The organism is Streptomyces sp. NPDC031474, from assembly GCF_055581185.1.
This window is the reverse complement of record NZ_JBVIJX010000001.1, coordinates 146,424-172,214: the sequence shown is the minus strand read 5'-3', so window position 1 is coordinate 172,214 and position 25,791 is coordinate 146,424. Positions and strand designations below refer to the sequence as shown.

The following is a 25,791-nucleotide window of genomic DNA, read 5'->3' as shown; positions in this document are numbered from 1 at the left end:
CGTCAGCGGGAGGTCGCCTCGACGCGGCCGGCGGGCCGGGGCAGCTGGAGGTCCACGCCGTCGACGGGGCGTTCGCGCAGCGCCAGCAGCACCCGCAGTACCGCGATCCACACCAGGCAGGAGCCGAACATGTGCACCCCGACGAGGGCCTCGGGGAGATCCGTGAAGTACTGGACGTAGCCGATGACGCCCTGGGCGAGGAGCACCAGGAACAGATCCCGGACGCGGTCCAGCGGACCCTTGGGGGAGTCGACCGCCTTCAGGACGAACCACAGGGCGAACGTCAGCGTCACGACGATCCACGCGAGCACGGCGTGCAGCTTGCTCACCGTCTCCCAGTCCAGCGGCATCCGCTCGACCTCGCTGGAGTCGCCCGCGTGCGGGCCGGAGCCGGTGACCACCGTGCCGACGGCGATCAGCAGCGCCGAGGCGCCGACCAGGAACCACACCAGCTGCCGCACGGACGTGCCGACCACCGGCTCGGGCGCCCCGTCGCCCTCCCGGGTGCGCTGCCACATCAGCGTGGCGACGGCGGTGAGCGCCGAGGCCAGCAGGAAGTGCGCCGCGACCGTGTACGGGTTGAGGCCGACGAGCACCACGATGCCGCCGAGGATCGCGTTGCCCATCACGAGCCAGAACTGCGCCCAGCCCAGCCGGGTCAGACTCCTGCGGTACGGCTTCTCCGAGCGCGCGGCGATGATCGCCCAGCCGACGGCCGCGCACAGCACGTACGTCAGCATGCGGTTGCCGAACTCGATGGCGCCGTGGAAGCCCATCTCGCTGGTCGCGGTGAGCGAGTCGGCGGTGCACTTGGGCCAGGTCGGGCAGCCCAGGCCGGAGCCCGTGAGGCGTACGGCGCCGCCGGTGACCACAATGACCACCGACATCACGAGCGCGAACAGAGCCGCCCGCTGCACCGTCCGGGGGGTGGGGGTCCAGCGGTCGGCGATGAAGGCGAGGGGGTTGCGCACGGCGGCTACGGCGTCGGCACGGGTCACGTTTGGCACGCCTCCCATCGTAGGCGGCCGCTTGTGCACGCTTTCACGAGGGGGTCCCGGCCGCCGTGTGTCCTTACTCCCAGCGGAAGAACCGGCCGGCCGCCGCGAGAGCGACGACCGCCCAGACCGCGAGGATCCCCAGGTCGGCCCAGGGCATGCCCGCGCCGTGCTGGAGGACGTCCCGCAGGCCGTCCGAGAGGGCCGAGATGGGCAGCAGACCGAGCACGTCCTGGGCGGCGGGCGGGAACCTGTCGAGCGGGACGATCACCCCGCCGCCCACCAACAGCAGCAGAAAGACCAGGTTGGCCGCGGCCAGCGTCGCCTCCGCCTTCAGGGTGCCCGCCATCAGCAGACCGAGACCCGAGAAGGCGGCCGTGCCGAGGACCAGGAGCAGCAGGACGGCCACGGGGTTCCCGTGCGGGTTCCAGCCCAGCGCGAACGCGATCACCGTCAGGAGGATCACCTGGAGGACCTCGGTGACCAGGACCGACAGCGTCTTCGCCGCCATCAGGCCCCAGCGGGGCAGCGGCGAGGAGGCGAGCCGCTTCAGGACGCCGTAGCGGCGTTCGAAGCCGGTCGCGATGGCCTGACCGGTGAAGGCCGTCGACATCACGGCGAGCGCGAGGATGCCGGGGGTGAGGAAGTCCACCGCCTCGCCCGTGCCGGTGTCGACGATGTCCACGCTGCTGAACAGGACGAGCAGAAGCGTCGGGATCACGACGGTGAGCAGCAGTTGCTCGCCGTTGCGCAGGAGCATCTTCGTCTCCAGCGCCGCCTGGGTCCCGATCATGCGGGGCAGGGGCGCGGCCCCGGGGTTCGGCGTATAGGTGCCGGTGACGGTCACGAACGCAACTCCTTGCCGGTCAGCTCCAGAAAGACGTCTTCGAGGGTGTGCCGTTCCACCGAGATGCGGTCCGGCATCACCCCGTGCTGTGCGCACCAGGACGTGACCGTCGCCAGCAGTTGCGGGTCGACCTTGCCCATGACCCGGTAGGAGCCCGGGGTCAGCTCGGCGGCCGAGCTGTCGGCGGGCAGGGCCTTGAGCAGGGACTGTACGTCGAGGCCGGGGCGGCCGGTGAAGCGCAGGGTGTTCTCGGCGCCGCCGCGGCACAGCTCCTCCGGGGAGCCCTGGGCGATGACGCGGCCCGCGTCGATGATCGCGACGTCGTCGGCGAGCTGCTCGGCCTCGTCCATGTAGTGCGTGGTGAGGATGACCGAGACGCCGTCCGCGCGCAGGTCCCGTACGAGGTCCCAGGTGGCGCGGCGGGCCTGCGGGTCGAGGCCGGCCGTCGGCTCGTCCAGGAACACCAGTTCCGGGCGGCCGACGACGGCCATCGCCAGCGCGAGCCGCTGCTGCTGGCCGCCGGACAGGCGCCGGTAGGTCGTCCGGCCGCAGGAGCCGAGGCCCAGACGCTCGACGAGGGCGTCGACGTCCAGCGGATGCGCGTGCAGCTTCGCCACGTGCCGGAGCATCTCGTCGGCCCGGGCACCGGAGTACACCCCGCCCGACTGGAGCATCACGCCGATCCTGGGGCGCAGGTCCGAGGCCTGTCTCACCGGGTCGAGGCCGAGGATGTGCACCGTGCCGGAGTCCGGCTTGCGGTACCCCTCGCAGATCTCGATCGTGGTCGTCTTGCCGGCGCCGTTGGGTCCGAGGACGGCGGTGACGCCCGGCCGGGCGCTCAGGTCGAGGCCGTCCACCGCCGTCTTCGTCCCGTACCGCTTCACCAGGGCCTGGACCCGGACGACAGGCTCAGTTCGCATGGCTCAAGAGTCTAGGTTCGGTGGCGGGAGCTCAGACCGGCGGGTACGGGAAGTGGTCGTGCACGCCGGGCGGCCCGGGCGGGCGCGTTCAGAACTCCTCCTCGCGGGGCCGGTGCAGCGGCAGCCACCGCTGCGCGTACGCCACGGCGTCCGCGACCGGAAACAGCCGCACGTCGGCCGCGCCCACCGTGCCCCGTACGACGGCACGGTCGCGTTCGAAGTCATGGCCGAGCTCGTCGAACCGGTCGGAGTCGATCGATACCTCGCTCACTCGCTCCCAGCCGTCGGCGCCGGGCCGGCCGACGTCCACGAGCGGGGCGGGTATCCGGTATTCGGCGAGGTGGAAGCTGGTGCAGGTGTCGTATCCGGCGCCGAGGAGCAGCACCCGCGCGCCCAGTTTCTCCAGCCGGGCCAGCGGGCTGTGCTCCCCGAGCCGGCAGTCCGGCGCGTGTCCGTCCACGACCTCCGCCGCCCGGGCTCCCAGGGCCGCGAAGGACGTCTGCGGGTGCGCGCTGCGTCGCGCGCCGGGCCAGGTGCGGACCGTCTCCGGGATCACTCCGACGCCGAGGCTGGGGGTGACGAGGGGGTCGTAGGCGGGCATGGTGGCCCGGATCGTCTCCCACCACTCCTCGGGCACCGGCGGATTGCGCCACACCGCCGGATCGGACAGGTCCCCGGTCTGGGTCGGGACCACCACGGTGCCGTCCGGGCCGAGCGCGTCCAGCAGTGCGCGCACGACCGTGACGGCGCCTCCGCAGACCCAGCCGAGGGAACTGAGCGAGGAATGGACGAGGAGGATTTCTCCGGGTTCGACACCAAGCGCGCGAAGGCCCGCGGTGAGGGTGTCCCGGGTGACAAGTGGGCCGGTGGGAGGGGGTGTGGGCATGGTCCGGCAGTGTCCCCGACGGGGCCCTGGGGAGCCAGTGGTTTAATCGGCCGGCCGCCTCGCCGTGATCGATCAAAGATCGTTTCCCCAGGTCAGATTAGGTATGCCTAAGTGACGCAGGGCACCGCCCGGCCGTCCGGGCACGGCTTGCCTGCCTCTGAGGAATTACGCAACAATGGCGTTGTGAAAAACGTCGGCGAGGCTCGGGAGACCCCCACGGGGACCCCCCAGGAGGAGCTCGCGACCGGGGAGCGTTCCACACGCAACCGGGTCGCGCGATCCATCCTGGACCACGGGCCGTCGACCGTGACCGAGCTGGCCGGACGGCTGGGGCTCACCCCCGCCGCCGTGCGCCGCCACCTCGACGCGCTGGTCGCCGACGACGTCGTTGAGGCCCGCGAGCAGCGGGTGTACGGAGCGCGGACCCGCGGACGCCCCGCCAAGGTCTTCGTCCTCACCGACTGCGGCCGGGACGCCTTCGACCAGTCCTACGACAAGCTCGCCGCGGACGCCCTGCGCTGGATCCAGGAGCGATTCGGCGGGGACGAGGCGGTCGTCGCCTTCGCCCGCGCCAGGATCGCCGAGCAGGCCGCCGCGTACCGCAAGGCCATCGAGGCCGCCGCCCCCGAGGAGCGGACCGAAGCCCTGGCCAAGGCCCTGAGTGCGGACGGGTACGCTGCTACGGCGCGTAGCGCACCGGTCGGCGAGCAGCTGTGCCAGCACCACTGCCCCGTCGCCCACGTCGCGGAAAAGTTCCCGCAGCTCTGCGAGGCGGAGACCGAGATCTTCTCCCAGCTGCTCGGCACGCACGTCCAGCGACTGGCGACCATCGCCCACGGCGACGGCGTGTGCACGACGTTCATCCCCAAAGTTTCCACAGCCACCCACAACGCATCTGCAAGCACGGCCGGGAGGAACCCCGCATGACTCTCCCCACGGAGACTGCTCACCCCGAACTCGAGGGCCTGGGCAAGTACGAATACGGCTGGGCCGACTCCGACACGGCCGGCGCCTCTGCCAAGCGCGGCATCAACGAGGACGTCGTCAAGGACATCTCCGACAAGAAGTCCGAGCCGGAGTGGATGACGAAGCTGCGCCTCAAGGGCCTGAAGCTCTTCGAGAAGAAGCCCATGCCCAACTGGGGCTCGGACCTCTCGGGCATCGACTTCGACAACATCAAGTACTTCGTGCGCTCCACGGAGAAGCAGGCGGAGTCCTGGGAGGACCTGCCCGAGGACATCAAGAACACGTACGACAAGCTCGGCATCCCGGAGGCGGAGAAGCAGCGCCTCGTCGCCGGTGTCGCGGCCCAGTACGAGTCCGAGGTCGTCTACCACCAGATCAACGAAGAGCTCGAGGCGCAGGGTGTCATCTTCATGGACACCGACACCGCCCTGAAGGAGCACCCGGAGCTCTTCAAGGAGTACTTCGCGACCGTCATCCCGGCCGGCGACAACAAGTTCGCGTCGCTGAACACCGCGGTGTGGTCGGGCGGCTCCTTCATCTACGTGCCGCCGGGCGTGCACGTGGAGATCCCGCTCCAGGCCTACTTCCGCATCAACACGGAGAACATGGGCCAGTTCGAGCGGACCCTGATCATCGTCGACGAGGGCGCCTACGTGCACTACGTCGAGGGTTGTACGGCCCCGATCTACAAGTCGGACTCGCTGCACTCCGCGGTCGTCGAGATCATCGTCAAGAAGAACGCCCGCTGCCGTTACACGACCATCCAGAACTGGTCGAACAACGTCTACAACCTGGTCACCAAGCGTGCCGTGGCGTACGAGGGCGCGACCATGGAGTGGATCGACGGCAACATCGGCTCCAAGGTGACGATGAAGTACCCGGCCGTCTACCTGATGGGCGAGCACGCCAAGGGCGAGACACTGTCCATCGCCTTCGCGGGCGAGGGGCAGCACCAGGACGCCGGCTCCAAGATGGTCCACATGGCGCCGAACACCTCCTCCAACATCGTGTCGAAGTCCGTGGCGCGTGGTGGCGGTCGTACGTCCTACCGCGGTCTCGTCGAGATCGGCGAGGGCGCCCACGGCTCCAAGTCGAACGTGCTGTGCGACGCGCTGCTCGTCGACACCATCTCCCGCTCCGACACGTACCCCTACGTGGACGTCCGCGAGGACGACGTGTCCATGGGCCACGAGGCGACCGTCTCCAAGGTCTCCGAGGACCAGCTCTTCTACCTGATGAGCCGAGGCCTCAGCGAGTTCGAGGCGATGGCGATGATCGTGCGCGGCTTCGTCGAGCCCATCGCGAAGGAGCTGCCCATGGAGTACGCCCTCGAACTCAACCGGCTGATCGAGCTGCAGATGGAAGGCGCGGTCGGCTGACCCGCCGCCCGAGCAGTATTCGGCCCGCCTCCGAGGCGGGCCGGGGATCGAAACTGACGTAGGAAGAGAGCAGACCGACAGCCATGGCTGAGGCTCAGAACATCCCGGTGGGCTCCACGACCGCCGGCCAGATCGCGGTGGCCGCCGAGTCGACCGTCGCCACGCGCATGAGCGCGCCGCCGTCCTTCGACGTCGCGGACTTCCCGGTCCCGCACGGCCGTGAGGAGGAGTGGCGGTTCACGCCGCTCGAGCGGCTGCGCGGGCTGCACGACGGCACCGCCGTCGCGACCGGCGAGGCCGTCAAGGTCGCCGTCGAGGCCCCCGAGGGCGTCACCGTCGAACTCGTGGACCGCGACGACCAGCGGCTCGGCAAGGCCGGCACCCCCGTGGACCGGGTCGCCGCCCAGGCGTACTCCGCGTTCGAGAAGGCCGGCGTGGTCACCGTCCCCAAGGAGACGGTGCTCACCGAGCCGATCCGCATCGCGGTGCATGGCGAGGGCGGGGTGGCCTACGGCCACCAGGTCATCGAGCTGGGCGCCTTCGCCGAGGCCGTCGTCGTCCTCGACCACACCGGTGACGCCGTGATCGCCGCCAACGTCGACTACATCCTCGGCGACGGCGCGAAGCTGACCGTCGTCTCGGTCCAGGACTGGGACGACAAGGCCGTGCACGTGGCCCAGCACAACGCGCTCATCGGACGGGACGCGAGCTTCAAGTCGGTCGTCGTGACCTTCGGCGGCGACCTGGTCCGCCTGCACCCGCGCGTCGCGTACGCCGGCACCGGCGGCGAGGCCGAGCTGCTCGGTCTGTACTTCACGGACGCCGGTCAGCACCAGGAGCACCGTCTGCTGGTCGACCACAACGTCCCGCACTGCAAGTCCAACGTCGTCTACAAGGGCGCCCTCCAGGGCGAGGCCGCCCACGCGGTGTGGATCGGCGACGTGCTCATCGAGGCCAAGGCCGAGGGCACGGACACCTACGAGATGAACCGCAACCTGGTGCTGACCGACGGCGCCCGGGTCGACTCCGTGCCGAACCTGGAGATCGAGACCGGCGAGATCGTCGGCGCCGGGCACGCCTCCGCCACCGGCCGGTTCGACGACGAGCAGCTCTTCTACCTGATGGCCCGCGGTATCCCGGCCGACGAGGCCCGTCGCCTGGTGGTCCGCGGTTTCTTCGCCGAGCTGGTCCAGCAGATCGGTGTCGACGACATCGAGGAGCGCCTGCTCGCCAGGATCGAGACCGAGCTGGAGGCCACCGTCTGATGGCCCCCGACCCTGCCCGATTCATTCGGGCCTGCGGACTGAGCGAGCTGGAGGAGGACACCCCGAAGCGGGTGGAACTCGACGGCACGCCGGTCTCGGTCGTCCGCACCGAGGGGGAGGTGTTCGCCATCCACGACGTCTGCTCCCACGCGAACGTCTCGCTCTCGGAGGGCGAGGTGGAGGACTGCCAGATCGAGTGCTGGCTGCACGGCTCCAGTTTCGACCTGCGCACCGGCAAGCCATCCGGCCTTCCCGCGACGCGCCCTGTCCCCGTATACCCCGTAAAGATCGAAGGGGACGACGTGCTCGTCTCCCTCACCCAGGAGTCCTGAGGCACCCATGGCAACGCTTGAAATCCGAGACCTGCACGTCACCGTCGAGGCCGACAACGCCACGAAGGAGATCCTCAAGGGCGTCGACCTCACCGTGAAGCAGGGCGAGACGCACGCCATCATGGGCCCCAACGGCTCCGGCAAGTCGACCCTCGCCTACTCGCTCGCGGGTCACCCGAAGTACACGATCACCGGCGGCACCGTCACCCTCGACGGCGAGGACGTCCTGGAGATGTCCGTCGACGAGCGCGCCCGCGCGGGCCTGTTCCTCGCGATGCAGTACCCGGTCGAGGTTCCCGGCGTCTCCGTGTCGAACTTCCTCCGTACGTCCGCCACGGCCATCCGCGGCGAGGCCCCCAAGCTGCGTACCTGGGTGAAGGAGGTCAAGGAGACCATGGAGCGCCTCTCCATGGACCCGTCCTTCGCCGAGCGCAACGTCAACGAGGGCTTCTCCGGCGGTGAGAAGAAGCGCCACGAGATCCTTCAGCTGGAGCTGCTCAAGCCGAAGGTCGCGATCCTCGACGAGACGGACTCCGGTCTGGACGTCGACGCCCTGCGGGTCGTCTCCGAGGGCGTCAACCGCGTCCGCGAGACCGGCGAGGTCGGCACCCTGCTGATCACGCACTACACGCGCATCCTGCGCTACATCAAGCCCGACTTCGTCCACGTCTTCTCCGCGGGCCGGATCGTCGAGTCCGGCGGCGCCGAACTCGCCGACAAGCTGGAGGAAGAGGGCTACGAGGCATACACGAAGGGTGGCGTATCAGCGTGACGCAGCTGCCGGGTCTCCTCGACACCGAGGCGCTCCGCAAGGACTTCCCCATCCTGGACCGCCAGATCCACGACGGTAAGAAGCTCGTGTACCTGGACAACGCGGCGACGTCGCAGAAGCCGCGCCAGGTGCTGGACGCCCTGAACGAGTACTACGAGCGCTACAACGCCAACGTCCACCGCGGTGTGCATGTGCTCGCCGAGGAGGCCACGGCGCTGTACGAGGGCGCGCGTGACAAGGTCGCGTCGTTCATCAACGCGCCGAGCCGCGACGAGGTGATCTTCACCAAGAACGCCTCCGAGTCGCTCAACCTCGTGGCGAACATGCTGGGCTGGGCCGACGAGCCCTACCGCGTGGACCACGAGACCGAGATCGTCATCACGGAGATGGAGCACCACTCCAACATCGTGCCGTGGCAGCTGCTGTCGCAGCGCACGGGCGCGAAGCTGAAGTGGTTCGGCCTCACCGACGACGGCCGCCTCGACCTGTCCAACATCGACGAGATCATCACCGAGAAGACGAAGATCGTCTCCTTTGTGCTGGTGTCGAACATCCTGGGCACGGTGAACCCGGTCGAGGCGATAGTGCGCCGGGCGCAGGAGGTCGGTGCGCTCGTCTGCATCGACGCCTCGCAGGCCGCGCCGCACATGCCGCTGGACGTGCAGGCGCTGCAGGCCGACTTCGTGGCCTTCACCGGCCACAAGATGTGCGCCCCGACCGGCATCGGCGTCCTGTGGGGTCGCCAGGAGCTGCTGGAGGACCTTCCCCCGTTCCTCGGCGGCGGCGAGATGATCGAGACGGTGTCGATGCACTCCTCGACCTACGCGCCGGCCCCGCACAAGTTCGAGGCGGGCACCCCGCCGGTCGCGCAGGCGGTCGGGCTGGGCGCGGCCATCGACTACCTGTCCGCGATCGGCATGGACAAGATCCTCGCCCATGAGCACGCGCTCACCGAGTATGCGGTGAAGCGGCTCGGCGAGGTCCCCGACCTGCGGATCATCGGCCCGTCGACGGCCGAGGACCGGGGCGCGGCGATCTCCTTCACGCTCGGCGACATCCACCCGCACGACGTGGGCCAGGTGCTGGACGAGCAGGGCATCGCGGTCCGGGTGGGTCACCACTGCGCCCGCCCCGTCTGCCTGCGGTACGGAATTCCCGCGACCACGCGAGCGTCGTTCTATCTGTACTCCACGCCGGCCGAGATCGATGCTCTGGTCGACGGACTGGAGCACGTACGGAACTTCTTCGGCTGAGGGGTTGGCGAGCGACGCATGAAGCTGGACTCGATGTACCAGGAAGTCATCCTGGACCACTACAAGCACCCGCACGGGCGTGGTCTGCGCGATGGCGACGCCGAGGTGCACCATGTGAACCCGACCTGCGGCGACGAGATCACCCTGCGCGTGAAGTACGACGGCACGAAGATCGAGGACGTCAGCTACGAGGGCCAGGGCTGTTCCATCAGCCAGGCCAGCGCGTCCGTTCTGAACGACCTGCTGGTCGGCAAGGATCTGGCCGAGGCGCAGCGGATCCAGGAGACCTTCCTGGAGCTGATGCAGTCCAAGGGCCGGATCGAGCCCGACGACGTGATGGAGGAGGTGCTGGAGGACGCGGTCGCGTTCGCCGGCGTCTCCAAGTACCCGGCCCGGGTCAAGTGCGCCCTCCTCAGCTGGATGGCGTGGAAGGACGCGACGGCCCAGGCCCTGGGCGGAGCCGACGCCGAAAGGAAGACGGCATGAGCGAGACCGTTGAGATGAAGCCGGCCTCGGAGGAGGAACTCCGCGAGGCGCTGTACGACGTCGTCGACCCCGAACTGGGCATCGACGTCGTCAACCTCGGGCTGATCTACGGCATTCACATCGACGACGCGAACATCGCGACGATCGACATGACCCTGACCTCCGCGGCCTGCCCGTTGACGGACGTCATCGAGGACCAGGCGAAGTCCGCCACCGACGGCCTGGTCAACGAGCTGCGCATCAACTGGGTCTGGATGCCGCCGTGGGGCCCGGACAAGATCACGGACGACGGGCGCGAGCAGCTGCGCGCGCTCGGCTTCAACGTCTGACGAACGTCCGACGAACGTCTGACGGCCTGACAGGTGTGGCCCCCGGCAGCTGCCGGGGGCCACACCTGTATGCGGCGCCGACTGCGCTCAGCCGAGGCCGTCGACGAGGCGGAACATGAAGTCCTGCCGGTTGGCGGTGTTGTAGCCGTACGGGTCCAGGCGCAGCTGGAAGTTCTTGTGGCGCAGCGCGTAGTTGGGGTAGTTCACCGACTGGAGCAGCACCCCGCCCGAATACCCGGAGTATCCCGGGCAGAAGGTGGCGTCCTGCTTGAACAGCGCGGAGCCGTCGTTGCGTTCGGCGCGCAGGATGAAGTCGCGGTGACGCAGGTACCTGCCGTCGTGCGTCTTGAACGTGTAGCAGGAGCTGTTGTACAGCCCCTTGACCACGGTGAACGTGGAGTCCTCGCGGAACTCCGAGCCGCCCGGCGCGTCGAGTCGGACCAGACCGTCGCTCACATGCCAGTAGCGGTCGGGGTAGTTGACCGCCTGTACCGACCGCTCGTAGCCGGACGTTGCCGGGCTGGACGGCTTCCGCGTCGGCGACGCCGGAGGCTTGGCCGAGGCGTGCGGAGACGAACTGCCCTGCGGCCGGGGGGAGGACGAGGGCGAGGGCGTCGGCGATGCGGACGCGGACGTGCCCGGCTTGCTCCCCGCCGGTGTCGTCGACCCGCTCGCGGAGGGCGTGGCGAAGGAGATTAGGCCGCCCGCCGTCTCGCCGTCCGACAGTGTCTGTCCCTCGCGCGCTTCCGTGTTCTTCTCGTCAGCAGGCCTGTCGTTCAAGGCGATTGCGGTCACGCACGCCACGATGGTGGCCACGGCGAGACCGCCGGCCAGCCACAGGCGTCGTGTTCCGGGTGCCCGGGAGGTGTCCGGGGCCCAGCCGTTCTCCCAGGGTTGGTCCTGGGACGGCCGGGACTTGTTTTCTGGCATGCGCTGTTCCTCCAGCGGCACTTCCCTGACGGCGGCCGCGGCTGCGATGGCCCGGTGTGTGAACGGTGAAACAGTAGTGGAACCTGTGGCTCGCCTTCAGCCGTTTGGTCGAGCGCTTTCTATAACGCTTTCGAATCACGGAGCATCATGTGTACGGGTGTACGCATCGTTGTGTACGATCGTACGCATGGGATATGTGACGTTGGCCGGCGCCATCGCCGCCGAGGTGGCGGCGACGACCGCCATGAAGTACAGCGAGGGATTCAGCAGGCTCTGGCCCTCGCTGATCACGGCCGTCGGCTACGTCGTCTCCTTCCTTCTCCTCGCCCAGACGCTGAAGACCGTGGGGATCGGCACGGCGTACGCGATCTGGGCCGGGGTCGGCACCGCGGCCATCGCCGTCCTGGGGCTGGCCCTGTTCGGGGAGGCCCTGACGCCCACCAAGGCCGTCGGCATCCTGCTGATCGTCGGGGGAGTCGTCGTGCTGAACCTCGGGGGTGCGCACTGATGCCCCGCCGCTACGACCCCGAACGGCGCCAGCGGATCATCGACGCGGCGATCCGGGTCGTCGGCGAGAAGGGCCTCGCCGGGCTGAGTCACCGCTCGGTCGCCGCCGAGGCGGACGTGCCGCTCGGCTCCACCACCTACCACTTCGCCACCCTCGACGAGTTGATGACGGCGGCCCTGCGGCAGGCGGGCGAGGGATTCACCAAGGCCGTCGCCTCGCGCGGCGGACTGACCGACGCGCGCGTCGACCTGCCCGCCGAACTGGCCAAGCTGCTCGGCGAATGGCTGGCGGGCGACCGCACCGGCGTCGAGCTGGAGTACGAGCTCTACCTGGCCGCCCTGCGCCGCCCGGCGCTGCGTCCTGTCGCCGCCGAGTGGGCCGACGACCTCGCCGCCCTCCTCGCCCCCCGCACCGACCCCCTCACCGCACGCGCGCTGGTCGCGCTGATGGACGGGATCTGTCTGCAGGTGCTGCTGACGGACGCGCCCTACGACGAGGAGTACGCACGCGAGGCGCTCGCGCGGCTCATGACCCCGGCCCGCTGACAGGGGCCCGCCGACCGGCCCGCCGACCGTCGGTTCCCTGGTTTCCCGGCGTGAACGCACCAGGTCGGCGGGGTCCACAGCCCGCCACCTGAGACACCGCTGTGCGGGTTGGCCTCCACGGCCCCCCGCCGGTTAGGTTGCCCGTATGACCGACACGACTGCTCCCCGCACCACCGGCGCCGCGGCCGCCGGCCTCGCCACCCTCGCCGCCGACGGCACCGTCCTGGACACCTGGTTCCCCGCGCCCGCGCTCTTCGCGGAGCCCGGCCCGTCCGGCACCGAGCGCCTGTCCGCCGAGAAGGCCGTGGAACTGCTCGGCGAGGGCGCGGCGAAGGCGATCGGTCCGGACGCCCGTCGGGGCGTCGAGGTCGTCGCGGTCCGCACGGTCATCTCCTCCCTCGACGAGAAGCCGATCGACACGCACGACGTCTATCTGCGTCTGCACCTGCTCTCGCACCGCCTGGTCAGGCCGCACGGGCAGAGCCTGGACGGCATCTTCGGTCTCCTCGCCAACGTCGCCTGGACCTCGCTCGGCCCGGTCGCCGTCGACGCCGTCGAGCAGGTCCGTCTGAACGCCCGCGCCGAGGGCCTGCACCTCCAGGTCACCTCCATCGACAAGTTCCCGCGCATGACGGACTACGTCGCCCCGAAGGGCGTCCGCATCGCCGACGCCGACCGGGTCCGTCTCGGCGCGCACCTCGCCGAGGGCACCACGGTCATGCACGAGGGCTTCGTCAACTTCAACGCGGGCACGCTCGGCACCTCGATGGTCGAGGGCCGCATCTCCGCGGGCGTCATCGTCGGCGACGGCTCGGACATCGGCGGCGGCGCGTCCACCATGGGCACGCTGTCCGGCGGCGGCAACGTGATCATCGCCATCGGCGAGCGCTGCCTCATCGGCGCCGAGGCGGGCGTCGGCATCGCGCTGGGCGACGAGTGCGTCGTCGAGGCCGGCCTGTACGTCACCGCGGGCACCCGGGTCACGATGCCCGACGGCCAGATCGTCAAGGCCCGTGAGCTCTCCGGCGCCTCCAACATCCTCTTCCGCCGCAACTCGGTCACCGGCGCGGTCGAGGCCCGCCCGAACAACGCGGTCTGGGGCGGCCTGAACGAAATCCTGCACAGCCACAACTGATCAGCCACAACTGACCGCCGCAGCCGGTCGCGTCCGACACACGCAGCGTCCCCCCGCCCACCGCGGGAGGGCGCTGTGTCATGTGGGCAGTCCTGCCGCGAACTCCGCCAGTGCCGTGAAGTCCTCCTCGCGCAGGCCGACGCGGGGGTTCACGTGGTGCAGCAGGGCCGGGGCGAGGTGGTGGGCGGTGACGTAGGCCGCGTCGGCGGGGGACTGCTCGTCGTCCACCCAGGCGAAGGGGCGGCCCGCCGCGTGGGCGACGATCGCCTCCGTCTTCCAGTGGACGCCGTCGGGCCGATGGGCGAACAGCACCGCGCCGAAGTCGACGTACGGAAGCTCGGGCAGCCCGATCACGGGGGCGATCCAGCGGTTGGCCTCGGCCATCCAGGTCGTGGCCCAGCACAGGTCGTAGGGGAGGCGCAGCAGGGCGGCGCCGTGCCCGGGGTGCAGCCAGACCCGCAGCGGCCGCGCCCGGCCCACGGACGCCCTGATCGTCGTATAGCCCACCGGCCGCTTCGACGGCTTGGCGGCGTACGGATTCAGGGGACCGTCGACATCGAGGTAGAGCACCGGCCGACTCATGCGCTCACCGTACGACAGCACCGCCGCGCGTCCGACGGAATTTCCCGCGGACCGTGGGCATAGCGGGGGCGGGCCACGTGCGTCACAAGGGGCACAGGGACCGGGCAGACGGGTCCGCTCCCGGGGGAAGAGAAGGTGACGATGGATGCCGAAGCGCTGGAGAGCTTCCGACAGTTCGTGGACAGCAGGTCGTCGGCCCTGCTGAGGACGGCCGTCCTGCTCAGCGGCGGAGACCGGCACGCCGGTGAGGACCTGCTCCAGAACGCCCTGGTCAAGGCCGCGGGCCGCTGGCACCGCATCGACGAGCCCGAGGCCTCACTCCTCGCTCGTCGCCTGGGATGACAGCCCGGACGGCAATGAGTCCCGCCAGCGGCTGGTGCTGGTGACACCGGACAGTGAGAAGGTCGTGCCGCTCAGCGGCTATCGCTCCACCAAGGTTGCGGACCGCTGACTGGCCCTCGCCGGGCATCCACCGGGCGGTTCAGCCCACCAGCCGTTCGTAGGCCGCGCGCAGCCCGTCGACCGTCTCCCGGTCGGCGGGCCTGAGCGGCGCCCGCACGGGACCGGCCGGCAACCCGAGTTCAGCGAGCAGCCCCTTGGCGGTGACCGTGCCGGGCAGACCGGATGCCATCATCAACTCCACCAGTTCCGTGGCGCGTTGCTGGAGCAGGGCCGCCTCGGCGGTATCACCGGAGTCGAACGCGTCGAGAACTGCGCGGAGTTGGGCGGGAACCACGTTGGCGACCGTGCTGACATAGCCCGCCGCGCCGACCGCATAAAGCGCGAGATTGTGCTCGTCGCAGCCCGCGTAGTACGCCAACTCGGTCCGGGAGAGCACCTTTTGCGCGCCGAGGAAGTCGTAGGAGCAGTCCTTGACCGCGACGATCCGGGGGTGCTCGGCGAGCCGGAGCAGGGTGTCGGGTTCGATCCGGGTGCCGGTGCGGCCGGGGATGTCGTACAGCATGACCGGCAGCCCGGACGCGTCCGCGACCTCCCGGAAGTGCGCCTCCAGGGCGTCCTGCGGGGGTCTGCTGTAGTACGGGCTGACGACAAGGACTCCGTCCGCGCCGGCCTTCTCGGCGGCCGTCGCGAGGTGGACGGTGTGGCGGGTGTCGAAGGTCCCCACCCCCGCCACGATCGACGCCCGCTCGCCCACCGCCTCCCGCACCGCCGCCACCAGGTCCGCCTTCTCGGCGTCGGAGGTGGTCGGCGACTCGCCCGTCGTCCCGGAGAGCACCAGGCCGTCGCAGCCGGCCGACACCAGCCCGTCGGCGAGCCCCTGCGCGCCGTCGAGATCGAGCGCGCCGGAGCCGGTGAAGGGCGTGATCATCGCGCAGAGTGCGCGGCCGAAGGGAGGGGGAACGGAGGAGGTGGTCGCCATGGGGGTAGTGTCGACCGGGCCACGACGAAGCACCACTTAAATTTCGTACGAGGTATCGGTAAGAGTCTCTACGAAGTTGTGGTCGGGTTGTGGTCGCGTGGCGTCGCGTCGCGGCCGCACGGCGATCCCTGCCGCCCCTCGGCCCCGACGAGCTCGGCGTCTCCGGACCGTGCCCGAACTCGCCGCGGAGACGGCCCCGTTGCCGGACTGCCGCGACTGATGGCCGAGCCGGCCGGCCGGGCTCGGCGAGCACGGTCCCGGAGGCGCCCCGCACGGGTAACGGCGTCCGGCCGGGGTACCCGGATGTTTCCGGGACCGACAGGAACAGACCCGACGGGACCAGATCCGTCAGGAACAGAACCGTCAGGAACACAACCCACGGGACCGGAGATCCATAGGACCGGAACCGAGAGGAGGCGGAACCCCGTGACCGGGACCACGGACATCCGGCCCGTCCGCGACGACGTCCGCGTCGACGTCCGCTACGACGGGCATCACAGCGTCGGCGAACTCGTCGGCCGGGCCACCGAGCAGCTCTCCCGGCTGGTACGGCAGGAACTGGCCCTCGCCAAGGAGGAGTTCGCCGAGAAGGGGCGGCGCGCCAAGCGTGGCGGCGGCCTGCTCGGCGCCGCGGGCGCGTTCGCCTACGCCGGCCTGCTCGCCCTCGCCGGCACGGCCGTCGCCGCCCTCTCGCTGACGCTGCCCGTCTGGGCGGCGGCGCTCATCGTGACGGCCGTGCTGTTCGCTATCGCCGCCCTGCTGGGCGCAGCCGGCCGCACCCAAATGCGCCGGGCCGCGCCGCCCACTCCCGAGGAGACCCTCGGCAGCGTCCGGGCCGACGTCGAGGAGATCAGGGAAAGGGCGCACCGATGACGGACAGGACAGCTGCGGACCTGCGACGGCAGATCGAGCAGACCAGGCACCAACTGGGGGCCACGGTCGAGGAGTTGGCGTCCAAGGCGGACATACGCGGGCGCACCCGGGCGCGCGCCGCCGACCTGATGGACCGCGCCGGAGCGATGACCGTGCAACTGCGCAGCACGGCCTCCCAGGCGGGGCACCAGGTACAGGAGCGCGCAAGCCGCGCGACCGACACCGTCCACGCCGTCCAGCACAGGGCGACGCACGCCGGTCACGCGGTGGAGGACCGGGCTCCCGCCCCGGTCCGGGGGCCCGTGCGGTTCGCGATGCGGCACCCGCGGCCGATCGTGATCGTGGGTGCGGCGGGAGTGGCCCTCGTGGCGGCGGGGTGGCTCGGGAGGCGCCGGGCCAGGCGCTGACCACCGGCCCCAGTCACACGGCACACAGCGCACAGCGCATGAAGAACGGGTTCGGCCCGGCACCTCGCAGGGGGTGCCGGGCCGAACCCTTTGCGGCAGGCGGCAGTCGGCAGTCGGCAGGCGGCGGCCGGCAGCTGGTCCGCCCCTCACCGAACATTCGATTCGCCTGGACAAAAAAAGTGTTCGGTGAGACGGTGGACGCATGCTGGACGTCACCGTGATCGAGGACCCCGAGGCCGCAGCCGTCTCCCTGGACCCCATACGGGCCAGGCTGCTCGCCGAGCTCGCGGCCGGACCCGCGTCGGCCGCGATGCTGGCCGGCAAGGTCGGACTGCCCCGGCAGAAGGTGAACTACCACCTCAAGGCGCTGGAGCGGCACGGCCTGGTCGAGCTGGCCGGGGAGCGCCGCAAGGGCAACGTCACCGAGCGGCTCATGCAGGCCACCGCCGCGTCGTATGTGATCTCGCCGCTCGCGCTCGCCGCCGTGCAGCCGGATCCCGACCGCTTCCGGGACCAGCTGTCCGCGCGCTGGCTGCTCGCGCTCGGCGCCCGGCTGGTGCGGGACGTCGGCTCGCTGATCACCGGTGCGGCGAAGGCCCGCAAGCGGCTCGCCACCTACGCGCTGGACGGCGAGGTGCGCTTCGCCTCGGCGGCGGAACGGGCCGCGTTCGTCCAGGAGCTGACGGCGGGCGTCACCGCGCTGATCCGCAAGTACGACGCACCCGGCACCGAGGACGGGCGCGACCACCGGATCGTCGTGGCCGTCCATCCCACCCTCAAGGCAACCGAGCAGGACTAGGCAGGAGCCCACCATGTCCAAGGAATTCGAGATCGCCCGCGAGTTCGAGGTCGACGCCACGCCCGAGGAGGTGTGGGCGGCGATCACCACGGGGACCGGAGGGTATCTGTGGCCGATGGAGCCGCCCGAGCCGCGGGTAGGCGGCACGGGGCCCTTCGGGTCCAAGGTCACCGCCTGGGACCCGCCGCACCGCTACACCAACCGCGTCGAGGACGTCGACGGCATCGCCGAGCAGACGCTCAACCAGCTCGACTACACCATCGAGCCGCGGGACGAGGGCCGGCGCGCCTGGGTGCGGTACGTGCACAGCGGCATCTTCGTCGACGACTGGGACAACCAGTACGACGGCGCCGCCAAGCACACCGACTTCTATCTGCACACCCTGCGGGAGTACCTGGCGCACTTCGCGCCCCGGCCCGCCGCCTTCGCCACCTTCGACGGGCCCGAGGCCTCCAAGGCCCCTGACGCCCTCGCCGCGGTCGGACGGGCGCTCGGCGTCGGGGAGGACGTCGTGGCGGGCACCCGGGTGACGGTCCGGGGGCCCGACGAGTTCGACGCCGTGGTCGACTTCCGCGACCCGTACTTCATCGGGCTGCGCACGGACCGGGGCCTGACCCGCATCTTCGGGCGCAACCACTGGGGCCACCCGGTCGGCATCTCCCTGCACGACTTCACCCCGGGCGCCGACATCAAGGAGTGCGAAGCCGCCTGGCAGGACTGGCTGAACGGCGTGTTCAGCCAGTCCTGAGCAGGGCCGGGCCGTTACGGGCGGAAGCGCAGCACCTGCGGGTCGTGGTCGCTGATCTGGTCGTTGAACTCCGAGTTGACGTGCACGCTGTCGTACTCGAACTTGCAGGACCGCCGGATCGACGGGCTGATCAGGATCTGGTCCAGGACCTGCTGGTTGCCCTGGTAGTCGTAGGTGTAACGCTCGCTCTTCGGCAGCGACTTGATCGCCGACCAGAGCTCGCCGTCACTCTCCAGGATCTTGGCCGTGTCGGAGAACTCGAAGTCGTTCATGTCGCCGAGCGCGATGACGTCCGCGTTCTTCTGGACGTCCAGGATGCTCTTGACGAACGCGTTGACCAGCGTCGCCTGGGCGTGGCGCTGGGTCTCCGAGCTGCGCACCGGGGGCTGGTACTGCGAGGTCAGCCCCTGGTCGCCGCCCTTGGAGTTCAGGTGGTTGGCGATCACGAAGACCGTGCGGCCACGGAAGACGAACTCGCCGGCCAGCGGCTTGCGGCTGGACTTCCAGGCCTCGTTCGCCGGGTCGATACGGCCGGGGGAGGCCGTCAGCTGCGCCCTGCCGTGCACCTTGGTGACGCCCACCGGGGTGGTGGAGTCGCCGCCCGCGCGGTCGACGAACGACACGCGCTCCGGGTTGAACAGGAGCACCTGGCGGATGTTGCCGCCGGGCTCGCCGCCGTCCTGGTCGTTGACCGGGCTGATCGAGCGCCAGTCGTACTTCGGGCCGCCCGCCGCGACGATCGCGTCGATCAGCTTGTTCACCGTCACGTCGGCGGCGACCGTGCCGTCGTCCGTCGCACCGTTGTTGTCCTGGATCTCCTCCAGGGACACGATGTCGGGCGACTGCAGGTTGTTCACGATCGCGGCGGCGTGTGCGTCGAAGGTCTTGTCGGACGGGTCGAGGTTCTCGACGTTGTACGTCGCGACCGCCAGCTCGCCGCGTGACTGCTTCTGCGTCGTCTCGCGCTGCAGGCCGCCGCTCTTCAGCGTGCCCAGCGAGTTCGCCACCAGGGTGTAGCCGCCGAACTGGTTGAAGTCCAGCGGGCCGGCCGTGGTGCCGGTCAGCGTGTCGCCGACGTTCGCCTTCGGGAAGTCGGCCGTCGCACCCAGCGACTGGATCTGCAGGCGGCCGGTGTTCTGCGCGTCGTAGGAGCCGTACAGCGTGCCACCGCGGTGGGTGCGGTGCTCGTGCGGCTTCACCGTGACCCACAGCTCGGAGTACGGGTCGGTGGCGGTGACCACGCGCGCGTCGGCGACCTGGACGTTCATGCCCTCCAGGGACTCGTAGTAGTCCAGGGCGTACGTGGCGGGCCGCAGGGCCAGGCCGTTGATCGAGTTGCTCGCCGCGGCGTCGCCGGCCGGGGCGTACGCGGCCGGGACCGACTTCGCGTTCACGACGGTCGCGGCCGGAACGGCGTTGCCGCTGGACAGGACCGTCACCGTCGCCTTGGTGATCTCGGTGATCGACTGGTTGCCGGTCGAGGCGCCGCCCGGGACGAACTCCGAGACCGTGCCGGTGACCGTGACGGAGTCGCCGACGGCGACCTTCGGGGTGGAGCCGGTGAAGACGAAGACGCCCTCACTGGTGGCCGGGTCGGCGTCCGGGTTCGGATCCTGGATCCAGAAACCTCTGGACGAGCCGTAGGTGCGTACGCCGGTGACGATTCCGGCCACACCCGTGACCGCCTTGCCGGCGTACGGCGATATCCGGGTCGTGCCCTGGATGTCGTGAATGGCCACCGTGTCCGCGTGCGCGGGCAGGGTGAGGGCGACGGTGGAGGCCGCGGAACAGACGGCGGCGACGGTGAGCGCGGCGAGACGCGCGGACTTCTTGCTCGGCAACGGAATCCCTCCGGGGACGTACGTGAGCGCCGGAACGAGGTGGAACGAGATGGAACGGGCGGAACGAGGTCGAGCGAGGTGGAGCGAGTCGAGCGAGGTGGAGCAGGGTGGAACCCGGTGGAACCGGGGGTCGAACGAGGGGGGAAACAAGCGTGAAAGCGAGCGTGGAGCGCGGACACGAGGGGCCACGACCGGTGGGGCGGAACATGACGCGCGTAGAAGTCCAGTGCACAGGTGTCCAGTGGATTTCTACGCGCGTCAATCTCCTGCCTGGTCACGCCAGTTGTCAAGGTTTCAGCCATGTACGCAGGCCGACGGGGAGATGAACCGGGCGGCATGGGTCCATATCCGTCTAGGCTGAGTGGCCCAGTGCCCCCAGCGGGCCGGTGGCACGACGCGCCCGAGGAGAACCAGCCGATGTCAGACAGCTCCCCCCTGCCGCCGGTGCGGCTGCACACCGAAGCGGAGCTGGCGCGCGACGCCCTGTCCACGCCGTTGCTCTCCCGGGCCGCCCTGCTCGCCCGGTGGGCCGGTCCCGACACCCGCGTCGACGCGGGCGGCCAGCTCGTCGAGGAGCAGCTGCCGGCCGCCGCGGAGGCGCTCGGACTGACCGGGGACGACGCCGCCGCCGAGGCGAGCGAGGCCTGGCGGGTCGCCATGGACACCGGGCTCTTGGAGGTCGTCGACGAGCAGGCCGACACCGTCACGGCCGGCGAGGACCTGGCCCTGCTCACCGGCGGCTCCCCGCACGACATCCTCGCCGTCTGGCTCGGCGCCCTGGAGTCCGTGATCGCCGACGCCGCCGTACCCGACCTCGACGCACTGATCGACGTCATGGACGAGGGCGGCGCCGTCGACTTCTCCAAGCTGGACTGGGACCCCGAGGCCGAGGCCGAGTTCCTCGACGGTGTGCTCGGCAACCTCTACCTGCTGACCGCCGGCGAGGACGGCCCCGGCGACGCCCCCGTCCCGCTCCCCGCGCTCGCCGCCTCGATGATCATCCCCGGCGACATGAACGAGCCCACCAACGACGTCCTGGAGCAGGTCTCCGACGCGATGATGCGGCTCGACGACCAGTTCCGGCTGCTGGAGCCGATCGGTTTGGTCGCCTACCAGCCCGTCGACGACGCCCTGATGGGGGACACGGACGCGGAGGCCGACGAGCCCGCCGCCCCGGTCGACGAGACCGACGTCACCCGCTACGGCATGGTCCGCCTTACCCCGCTCGGCCTGTACGGGCTGCGCGCCCGGCTGCTGGAGGCCGGCTTCGCGGCCCCCGCCGTCGGCGACCTCGCCGACAAGGGCGCCGACGCCCTTCTCGACGGCAGCGCCGGCTACAGCTCGCGCGCCGCCCTCGCCGAGACCGAACAGTGGCTCGCCCGCCGCGAACCCCTCGCCGCCGCACGGGAGTTGCTGGCCGCGGCCCGCGGCGCGGACCCCGGCGCCCCGCTGCGTCGGCTGCGCTGCCAGCAGGCCCTCTCCCTCGTCGGCGCGCCAGCAGAGCCCGCCGTGCGCGAGGTCCTCGACGACGCCGAACTCGGCGGCCTCGCCCGCGTCTGGCTGAGCGAAATCGGCGCGCCGGACGTCCCCGCGCCGTCCGAGGACCTGGTCTTCTGGCTCACCATCGACACCCTCGCCGCGCAGCTCGCCGCCGAGGGCAACTCCGACGAACTCCAGGCCCTCGTCGAGGGGCTGGCCCAGCAGCACAGCGGCTTCTTCGCCGCGGCCTGGCGCGTCGACCACCCGGCGACCCCGGAGGTCCTGGAGGCGATGGGACGCCTGCACCCGGACAAGCGCATCGCGAAAGAAGCCCGCAAGGCGGCGTTCAAGGCACGCTCCCAGCAGGGCGGCTGACTCTTCCCGGGGGCTTCCTTGGGGCTCCCGTGGGGTGATCCGTACGGGTTCATGGAACCGGGTCCTTCGACGCCGCTCTCCGTTCAACTCCCGTTCAGACATGGGCGGGACGGTGGCGCCGAACCCAGGTCCGCCACCCTCCACGGCACTTTTCGAGTCTCAGGAGACACCATGTCGCTCACCCGCAGGGACTTCGCCAGAAAATCCGCGGTCACCGGTGCCGGGGTCGCGCTGGCGGGCAGCGTCAGCGCCCTCGCCACCGCGCCGAACGCCCTCGCGTCCTCCGACGTCGACTCCGCGGCAGACACGGCAGACACGGCAGACACGGCGGGCGCGGCGCAGGAGTCGGCGGCCGGACACCGCGGGGTCGGCTACGGGCCGCTGCTCCCCGACCCCGACGGCCTCCTCGCGCTGCCCGCCGGGTTCAAGTACCGCGTCATCACCTACAGCGGCAGGACCACGCTGGAGTCGGGCGAGAGCACCCCGTCCAACCACGACGGCACGGCCGCCTTCTGCGGCCCGCGCGGCGCGACCCTCCTCGTCAACAACCACGAGCTCAAGGGCCCGCGGGCGAACTGGAAGTACCCGGTCCCGCTCACCGAGGGCCTCGTCTACGACCCGGCGGCCTCCGGCGGCTGCACGGTCGTCGAGGTGCGCCCCGGCGGCCATGTCGCCGAGTGGGTCGGCATCGCCGGCACGTCCACCAACTGCGCGGGCGGCAGCACCCCTTGGGACACCTGGCTGACCTGCGAGGAGACCGAGGACAAGGCCGGCCAGAACGGCATGACCAAGGACCACGGCTACGTCTTCGAGGTCGACCCCGAGGACCGCCGCGCCAACCGGGGCCCGAAGCCGATCAAGGCGCTCGGCCGGTACGCTCACGAGGCCGTCGTCATCGACCCCAAGCGCGGCCACGCCTACCTCACCGAGGACGCCTCCGGCCCCAACGGCCTGCTCTACCGCTGGACCCCGCCGGCGGGCTTCCACCACGGCCGCGGCAAGCTGCGCACCCTCGCCGACGACGCCGGCGTCCTCGAGGCCTTCAAGTGCTTCGACTCCGGCGGCAAGTTCATCGACGACCTCTCGCGCGCCACGAAGATCGGCACGGTGTACGGCGTCGACTGGGTCGTCGTCCCCGACCGCGACGCGAAGACGACATCCGTCCGCAAGCAGTTCACCGACGGCCAGGTCACCCGCGCCCGCAAGCTGGAGGGCATGTGGTGGGGCGACGGCGGCACCTACATCGTCTCCTCGTACGCCCGTGACGAGAGCCCGGTGCAGCACGATGGCGCCGTCTGGTTCTACGACCCCAAGCGTCGCACGCTGACCCTGAAGGTCCTGCTCGGCGTGAACCCCGACCCGTCCGTCGACGGCGCCTTCGACGGCCCCGACAACATCACCGTCTCCCCGTACGGCGGGCTCGTCATCGCCGAGGACGGTGAGGGCGTCCAGCACCTGTTCGGCGCCACCGACAGCGGCCGCACCTACCCCATCGCCCGCAACGAGCTCAACATCGGCACCGCGGAGAAGCCGGAGTACAGCGAGTTCACCGGCGTCACCTTCTCCCCCGACGGCCACACCCTGTACGCCAACATCCAGACCCCGGGCATCATGCTGGCCATCACCGGACCCTGGAAGCGGCAGAAGCGCGGCTGAAGGTAATTCGCTCGCTCCTCCCGAGCTGTGCCTCCTACAGTGAGATCACGAAAGCGCACCTCCCGGTGCGAAGGCAGCGGCTACTTCTTTGCAACAGAAATCCACGCCGCCGCCGTCTTGATCTCGGGAGGCGCAGCATGGGGTGGATGCCCGGTGCGCAGGCAACGGTTACTTCATTGGATCGGACGGTTGCGGGTTCGAGTCCCGTCATCGACTTCGGGTCGGTGTAGCTCAATTGGGTAGAGCATCTGGCTAAGTCCGTCGCCGACTCCTGATCTCGGGCGTCCACCTTTTGCCGTGCCTTCCTCCGGAACTCCATTGAATTCGGGGGGAATTCACCATGGCTCGATTCAACACCCGTGCCGCCAAGACACAGCCCACCTCGCGCGTCACGTCGACGGGCCGGGTGCTGCGTACCTTCGAGGGCGGCCGCGGCCGTGAGCGCGACGCGCGCTCCGAGCTCTTCCTGCTGGCGGTCTCCCACTTCGTGTCGCAGCAGACCTTCTACGAGACCGGCGCCGTCCGCGACGACCGCTTCACGAACCTCGTGCGCGAGCTCGCCGTCAGCGACCCGTCCTGGACGGCCGGTCTGCTCGGCTGGCTGCGCGGCGAGGGCAACCTCCGTACGGCCTCCCTCGTGGGCGCCGCCGAGTACGTGAAGGCACGCCTGGACGCGGGCGCCACGGACGGCCCGTCCAACCGGCAGGTCGTGGCCTGCGTGCTCCAGCGGCCCGACGAGCCCGGTGAGCTGCTCGCGTACTGGACGGCCGTCCACGGCCGCAACGTACCCAAGCCCGTCAAGCGCGGCATCGCCGACGCCGTACGGCGGCTCTACAGCGGCAAGTCGCTGCTGAAGTACGACACCGCCTCCAAGGGCTACCGGTTCGGCGACATCCTCAACCTGGTGCACGCGTCCCCGGACCCGGCCAAGCCGTGGCAGGGCGAGCTGTTCCAGTACGCCCTGGACCGCCGGCACCACCCGGACGACGCCGTGCCGCCCGCCTCCAACCGGGTCCTGGCCGCGCACCGCGAGCTGATCGCGCTGCCCGTCGAGGACCGGCGTGCGGTGGTGACGTCGGAGGGCGGCGCCGAGCGGCTCGCGGCGGCCGGGATGACGTGGGAGGCGCTGGCGGGCTGGCTGCAGGGGCCGATGGACAAGGCGGCCTGGGAGGCCGTGATCCCGTCCATGAGCGCCATGGCGCTGGTGCGCAACCTGCGCAACTTCGACGAGGCCGGCGTCTCGGACGAGGTGGCGGCCCAGGTCGCCGCGCGGATCAGCGACCCGGCCGAGGTCGCGCGCTCGCGGCAGTTCCCCTTCCGGTATCTCGCCGCGTGCCAGCACGCGCCGTCGCTGCGCTGGTCGTATCCGCTGGAGCAGGCGCTCGGCCACTCGCTGGCCAACGTGCCCGCGCTGCCGGGCCGCACGCTGGTGCTGGTCGACCGTTCGGGCTCGATGTTCTACTCCCGGCTGTCCGACCGTTCCGAACTCAACCGGGCCGACGCGGCGGCGGTCTTCGGCACGGCGCTCGCGCTGCGGGCGGCGCAGGCGGACCTCGTCGAGTTCGGGACCACGAGCCGGCGCCTGACGTTCGGCAAGGGCGAGTCGGTGCTCAAGATCCTCGGCCGCTTCGGCGACCTGGGCGGCACCGACACCACCAGCGCGGTCCGCGCGCACTATCGCGGGCAGGACCGGGTGCTGATCGTCACCGACGAGCAGTACGCCTTCAGCCACCACGGTGACCCGACCCAGCAGATCCCGGCGCACGTGCCGGTCTACACCTGGAACCTGGCCGGGTACCGCGTGGGCCACGGTCCGTCGGGGACGGCGAACCGGCACACCTTCGGCGGGCTCTCGGACGCGGGGTTCCGGATGGTGCCCCTGCTGGAGGCCGCCCGGGACACGAAGTGGCCGTGGGCGGCCTGAGCGCCGGCGGGAGCCGACCGAGCCGCGCGGCCTGGCGGTGGGCAGGGCGCCGGCCCTGAACCGGTGGTCGGCCGTCCTCCCGAGGGGGGGGCAGGGCGACGGCGGGGCACGGGGTGCGGAAGCGGGGGGCGGCCGAGTGGCCGGGCCCCACTTCCGGCCCCCACTTCCGGCCCCCGCG

General features: G+C 70.5%; 26 protein-coding genes and 1 pseudogene. 19 read left to right on the top strand and 8 right to left on the bottom strand.

Annotated elements, in window-relative coordinates:
- Window positions 1-2: 2 nt before the first annotated feature.
- The 4 genes from ACZ5SK_RS00840 to ACZ5SK_RS00825 all read right to left on the bottom strand — a co-directional run bounded on the left by ACZ5SK_RS00840 (window position 3) and on the right by ACZ5SK_RS00825 (window position 3,648).
- Window positions 3-1,016, bottom strand: coding sequence for a COX15/CtaA family protein (locus ACZ5SK_RS00840; protein ID WP_334583688.1), 1,014 nt, complete (start codon window positions 1,014-1,016; stop codon window positions 3-5).
- 55 nt (window positions 1,017-1,071) lie between these two features.
- Window positions 1,072-1,788: an ABC transporter permease gene (locus tag ACZ5SK_RS00835; RefSeq protein WP_334583854.1), complete on the bottom strand. Its 717-nt coding sequence runs from the start codon at window positions 1,786-1,788 to the stop codon at window positions 1,072-1,074.
- 50 nt (window positions 1,789-1,838) lie between these two features.
- The gene (locus tag ACZ5SK_RS00830) at window positions 1,839-2,762 is read right to left on the bottom strand and encodes an ABC transporter ATP-binding protein (protein ID WP_334583687.1); all 924 of its coding nucleotides are present in this window, start codon (window positions 2,760-2,762) and stop codon (window positions 1,839-1,841) included.
- An 88-nt stretch (window positions 2,763-2,850) separates the two neighbouring features.
- Window positions 2,851-3,648, bottom strand: a complete 798-nt coding sequence (locus ACZ5SK_RS00825) for an AAC(3) family N-acetyltransferase (RefSeq protein ID WP_334583686.1) — start codon at window positions 3,646-3,648, stop codon at window positions 2,851-2,853.
- A gap of 183 nt (window positions 3,649-3,831) precedes the next feature.
- Here ACZ5SK_RS00825 and ACZ5SK_RS00820 point away from each other — a divergent pair, with 183 nt between their 5' ends.
- The 8 genes from ACZ5SK_RS00820 (at window position 3,832) to ACZ5SK_RS00785 (ending at window position 10,430) form a co-directional block, all read left to right on the top strand.
- Complete coding sequence (locus ACZ5SK_RS00820) at window positions 3,832-4,575, top strand: helix-turn-helix transcriptional regulator (protein WP_334583685.1); 744 nt, start codon at window positions 3,832-3,834, stop codon at window positions 4,573-4,575.
- Window positions 4,572-5,993 (top strand): Fe-S cluster assembly protein SufB, encoded by a 1,422-nt coding sequence (sufB, locus tag ACZ5SK_RS00815; protein WP_079663079.1) that lies wholly within the window; start codon window positions 4,572-4,574, stop codon window positions 5,991-5,993. The genes ACZ5SK_RS00820 and sufB overlap by 4 nt, the downstream gene beginning before the upstream one ends.
- 83 nt (window positions 5,994-6,076) lie before the next feature.
- Entirely contained in the window at window positions 6,077-7,258 is a 1,182-nt protein-coding gene (gene sufD / locus ACZ5SK_RS00810) for a Fe-S cluster assembly protein SufD (protein WP_334583684.1), read from the top strand.
- On the top strand, window positions 7,258-7,590 hold the full coding sequence (locus ACZ5SK_RS00805) for a non-heme iron oxygenase ferredoxin subunit (RefSeq protein WP_334583683.1): 333 nt from the start codon (window positions 7,258-7,260) through the stop codon (window positions 7,588-7,590). Before sufD ends, ACZ5SK_RS00805 begins: the two co-directional genes overlap by 1 nt.
- A gap of 7 nt (window positions 7,591-7,597) precedes the next feature.
- Complete coding sequence (gene sufC / locus ACZ5SK_RS00800) at window positions 7,598-8,362, top strand: Fe-S cluster assembly ATPase SufC (RefSeq protein WP_334583682.1); 765 nt, start codon at window positions 7,598-7,600, stop codon at window positions 8,360-8,362.
- Entirely contained in the window at window positions 8,359-9,615 is a 1,257-nt protein-coding gene (locus ACZ5SK_RS00795) for a cysteine desulfurase (RefSeq protein WP_079663083.1), read from the top strand. Before sufC ends, ACZ5SK_RS00795 begins: the two co-directional genes overlap by 4 nt.
- 18 nt (window positions 9,616-9,633) lie before the next feature.
- Window positions 9,634-10,101, top strand: a complete 468-nt coding sequence (sufU, locus tag ACZ5SK_RS00790) for a Fe-S cluster assembly sulfur transfer protein SufU (RefSeq protein ID WP_079663084.1) — start codon at window positions 9,634-9,636, stop codon at window positions 10,099-10,101.
- A complete protein-coding gene (locus ACZ5SK_RS00785; protein ID WP_037743875.1) occupies window positions 10,098-10,430 on the top strand; it encodes a metal-sulfur cluster assembly factor in 333 nt (110 codons plus the stop codon). Before sufU ends, ACZ5SK_RS00785 begins: the two co-directional genes overlap by 4 nt.
- Before the next feature lie 87 nt (window positions 10,431-10,517).
- Here ACZ5SK_RS00785 and ACZ5SK_RS00780 read toward each other — a convergent pair whose 3' ends face one another.
- Window positions 10,518-11,360, bottom strand: a complete 843-nt coding sequence (locus tag ACZ5SK_RS00780; RefSeq protein ID WP_457493593.1) for an AbfB domain-containing protein — start codon at window positions 11,358-11,360, stop codon at window positions 10,518-10,520.
- 187 nt (window positions 11,361-11,547) lie between these two features.
- Here ACZ5SK_RS00780 and ACZ5SK_RS00775 point away from each other — a divergent pair, with 187 nt between their 5' ends.
- The 3 genes from ACZ5SK_RS00775 (at window position 11,548) to dapD (ending at window position 13,548) form a co-directional block, all read left to right on the top strand.
- Window positions 11,548-11,868: a DMT family transporter gene (locus tag ACZ5SK_RS00775; RefSeq protein ID WP_334583680.1), complete on the top strand. Its 321-nt coding sequence runs from the start codon at window positions 11,548-11,550 to the stop codon at window positions 11,866-11,868.
- On the top strand, window positions 11,868-12,413 hold the full coding sequence (locus ACZ5SK_RS00770; RefSeq protein WP_334583679.1) for a TetR/AcrR family transcriptional regulator: 546 nt from the start codon (window positions 11,868-11,870) through the stop codon (window positions 12,411-12,413). The genes ACZ5SK_RS00775 and ACZ5SK_RS00770 overlap by 1 nt, the downstream gene beginning before the upstream one ends.
- Before the next feature lie 145 nt (window positions 12,414-12,558).
- On the top strand, window positions 12,559-13,548 hold the full coding sequence (dapD, locus tag ACZ5SK_RS00765; protein ID WP_334583678.1) for a 2,3,4,5-tetrahydropyridine-2,6-dicarboxylate N-succinyltransferase: 990 nt from the start codon (window positions 12,559-12,561) through the stop codon (window positions 13,546-13,548).
- Window positions 13,549-13,626: 78 nt separating this feature from the next.
- Here dapD and ACZ5SK_RS00760 read toward each other — a convergent pair whose 3' ends face one another.
- A complete protein-coding gene (locus ACZ5SK_RS00760) occupies window positions 13,627-14,130 on the bottom strand; it encodes an HAD domain-containing protein (protein ID WP_334583677.1) in 504 nt (167 codons plus the stop codon).
- Window positions 14,131-14,271: 141 nt separating this feature from the next.
- Here ACZ5SK_RS00760 and ACZ5SK_RS00755 point away from each other — a divergent pair.
- A pseudogene (locus ACZ5SK_RS00755) lies at window positions 14,272-14,445 on the top strand (SigE family RNA polymerase sigma factor); the annotation flags it as partial.
- Window positions 14,446-14,611: 166 nt separating this feature from the next.
- Here ACZ5SK_RS00755 and dapA read toward each other — a convergent pair.
- A complete protein-coding gene (dapA, locus tag ACZ5SK_RS00750) occupies window positions 14,612-15,511 on the bottom strand; it encodes a 4-hydroxy-tetrahydrodipicolinate synthase (RefSeq protein WP_334583676.1) in 900 nt (299 codons plus the stop codon).
- A gap of 426 nt (window positions 15,512-15,937) precedes the next feature.
- Between dapA and ACZ5SK_RS00745 the strand changes: the two genes are divergently transcribed.
- The 4 genes from ACZ5SK_RS00745 (at window position 15,938) to ACZ5SK_RS00730 (ending at window position 18,338) form a co-directional block, all read left to right on the top strand.
- Window positions 15,938-16,384: a phage holin family protein gene (locus ACZ5SK_RS00745; protein ID WP_443041393.1), complete on the top strand. Its 447-nt coding sequence runs from the start codon at window positions 15,938-15,940 to the stop codon at window positions 16,382-16,384.
- Complete coding sequence (locus tag ACZ5SK_RS00740; protein ID WP_334583675.1) at window positions 16,381-16,791, top strand: DUF3618 domain-containing protein; 411 nt, start codon at window positions 16,381-16,383, stop codon at window positions 16,789-16,791. The genes ACZ5SK_RS00745 and ACZ5SK_RS00740 overlap by 4 nt, the downstream gene beginning before the upstream one ends.
- A 202-nt stretch (window positions 16,792-16,993) precedes the next feature.
- Window positions 16,994-17,590, top strand: a complete 597-nt coding sequence (locus ACZ5SK_RS00735; RefSeq protein WP_334583674.1) for an ArsR/SmtB family transcription factor — start codon at window positions 16,994-16,996, stop codon at window positions 17,588-17,590.
- Window positions 17,591-17,603: 13 nt separating this feature from the next.
- Window positions 17,604-18,338: an SRPBCC family protein gene (locus tag ACZ5SK_RS00730; RefSeq protein ID WP_361700287.1), complete on the top strand. Its 735-nt coding sequence runs from the start codon at window positions 17,604-17,606 to the stop codon at window positions 18,336-18,338.
- 14 nt (window positions 18,339-18,352) lie between these two features.
- Here the strand turns inward: ACZ5SK_RS00730 and ACZ5SK_RS00725 are convergent, their stop codons facing one another.
- On the bottom strand, window positions 18,353-20,179 hold the full coding sequence (locus ACZ5SK_RS00725; protein ID WP_361700290.1) for an endonuclease/exonuclease/phosphatase family protein: 1,827 nt from the start codon (window positions 20,177-20,179) through the stop codon (window positions 18,353-18,355).
- Between the two features lie 417 nt (window positions 20,180-20,596).
- Here ACZ5SK_RS00725 and ACZ5SK_RS00720 point away from each other — a divergent pair, with 417 nt between their 5' ends.
- From ACZ5SK_RS00720 to ACZ5SK_RS00710, 3 genes are all read left to right on the top strand, one after another.
- Window positions 20,597-22,033 carry a hypothetical protein gene (locus ACZ5SK_RS00720; RefSeq protein WP_468575023.1) on the top strand — a complete coding sequence of 479 codons (1,437 nt, stop codon included), beginning with the start codon at window positions 20,597-20,599 and terminating at the stop codon, window positions 22,031-22,033.
- 171 nt (window positions 22,034-22,204) lie between these two features.
- Entirely contained in the window at window positions 22,205-23,689 is a 1,485-nt protein-coding gene (locus tag ACZ5SK_RS00715; protein WP_361700296.1) for an alkaline phosphatase PhoX, read from the top strand.
- A gap of 340 nt (window positions 23,690-24,029) precedes the next feature.
- Entirely contained in the window at window positions 24,030-25,613 is a 1,584-nt protein-coding gene (locus tag ACZ5SK_RS00710; RefSeq protein WP_468575021.1) for a TROVE domain-containing protein, read from the top strand.
- Window positions 25,614-25,791 lie beyond the last annotated feature (178 nt).

Coding starts and splice junctions, on each gene's coding strand:
- ACZ5SK_RS00840 (WP_334583688.1), bottom strand. CDS start 1,016: ATGGGAGGCGTGCCAAACGTGACCCGTGCCGACGCCGTAGCCGCCGTG.
- ACZ5SK_RS00835 (WP_334583854.1), bottom strand. CDS start 1,788: ATGATCGGGACCCAGGCGGCGCTGGAGACGAAGATGCTCCTGCGCAAC.
- ACZ5SK_RS00830 (WP_334583687.1), bottom strand. CDS start 2,762: ATGCGAACTGAGCCTGTCGTCCGGGTCCAGGCCCTGGTGAAGCGGTAC.
- ACZ5SK_RS00825 (WP_334583686.1), bottom strand. CDS start 3,648: ATGCCCACACCCCCTCCCACCGGCCCACTTGTCACCCGGGACACCCTC.
- sufB (WP_079663079.1), top strand. CDS start 4,572: ATGACTCTCCCCACGGAGACTGCTCACCCCGAACTCGAGGGCCTGGGC.
- sufD (WP_334583684.1), top strand. CDS start 6,077: ATGGCTGAGGCTCAGAACATCCCGGTGGGCTCCACGACCGCCGGCCAG.
- ACZ5SK_RS00805 (WP_334583683.1), top strand. CDS start 7,258: ATGGCCCCCGACCCTGCCCGATTCATTCGGGCCTGCGGACTGAGCGAG.
- sufC (WP_334583682.1), top strand. CDS start 7,598: ATGGCAACGCTTGAAATCCGAGACCTGCACGTCACCGTCGAGGCCGAC.
- sufU (WP_079663084.1), top strand. CDS start 9,634: ATGAAGCTGGACTCGATGTACCAGGAAGTCATCCTGGACCACTACAAG.
- ACZ5SK_RS00785 (WP_037743875.1), top strand. CDS start 10,098: ATGAGCGAGACCGTTGAGATGAAGCCGGCCTCGGAGGAGGAACTCCGC.
- ACZ5SK_RS00780 (WP_457493593.1), bottom strand. CDS start 11,360: ATGCCAGAAAACAAGTCCCGGCCGTCCCAGGACCAACCCTGGGAGAAC.
- ACZ5SK_RS00775 (WP_334583680.1), top strand. CDS start 11,548: ATGGGATATGTGACGTTGGCCGGCGCCATCGCCGCCGAGGTGGCGGCG.
- ACZ5SK_RS00770 (WP_334583679.1), top strand. CDS start 11,868: ATGCCCCGCCGCTACGACCCCGAACGGCGCCAGCGGATCATCGACGCG.
- dapD (WP_334583678.1), top strand. CDS start 12,559: ATGACCGACACGACTGCTCCCCGCACCACCGGCGCCGCGGCCGCCGGC.
- ACZ5SK_RS00760 (WP_334583677.1), bottom strand. CDS start 14,130: ATGAGTCGGCCGGTGCTCTACCTCGATGTCGACGGTCCCCTGAATCCG.
- dapA (WP_334583676.1), bottom strand. CDS start 15,511: ATGGCGACCACCTCCTCCGTTCCCCCTCCCTTCGGCCGCGCACTCTGC.
- ACZ5SK_RS00740 (WP_334583675.1), top strand. CDS start 16,381: ATGACGGACAGGACAGCTGCGGACCTGCGACGGCAGATCGAGCAGACC.
- ACZ5SK_RS00735 (WP_334583674.1), top strand. CDS start 16,994: ATGCTGGACGTCACCGTGATCGAGGACCCCGAGGCCGCAGCCGTCTCC.
- ACZ5SK_RS00730 (WP_361700287.1), top strand. CDS start 17,604: ATGTCCAAGGAATTCGAGATCGCCCGCGAGTTCGAGGTCGACGCCACG.
- ACZ5SK_RS00720 (WP_468575023.1), top strand. CDS start 20,597: ATGTCAGACAGCTCCCCCCTGCCGCCGGTGCGGCTGCACACCGAAGCG.
- ACZ5SK_RS00715 (WP_361700296.1), top strand. CDS start 22,205: ATGTCGCTCACCCGCAGGGACTTCGCCAGAAAATCCGCGGTCACCGGT.
- ACZ5SK_RS00710 (WP_468575021.1), top strand. CDS start 24,030: ATGGCTCGATTCAACACCCGTGCCGCCAAGACACAGCCCACCTCGCGC.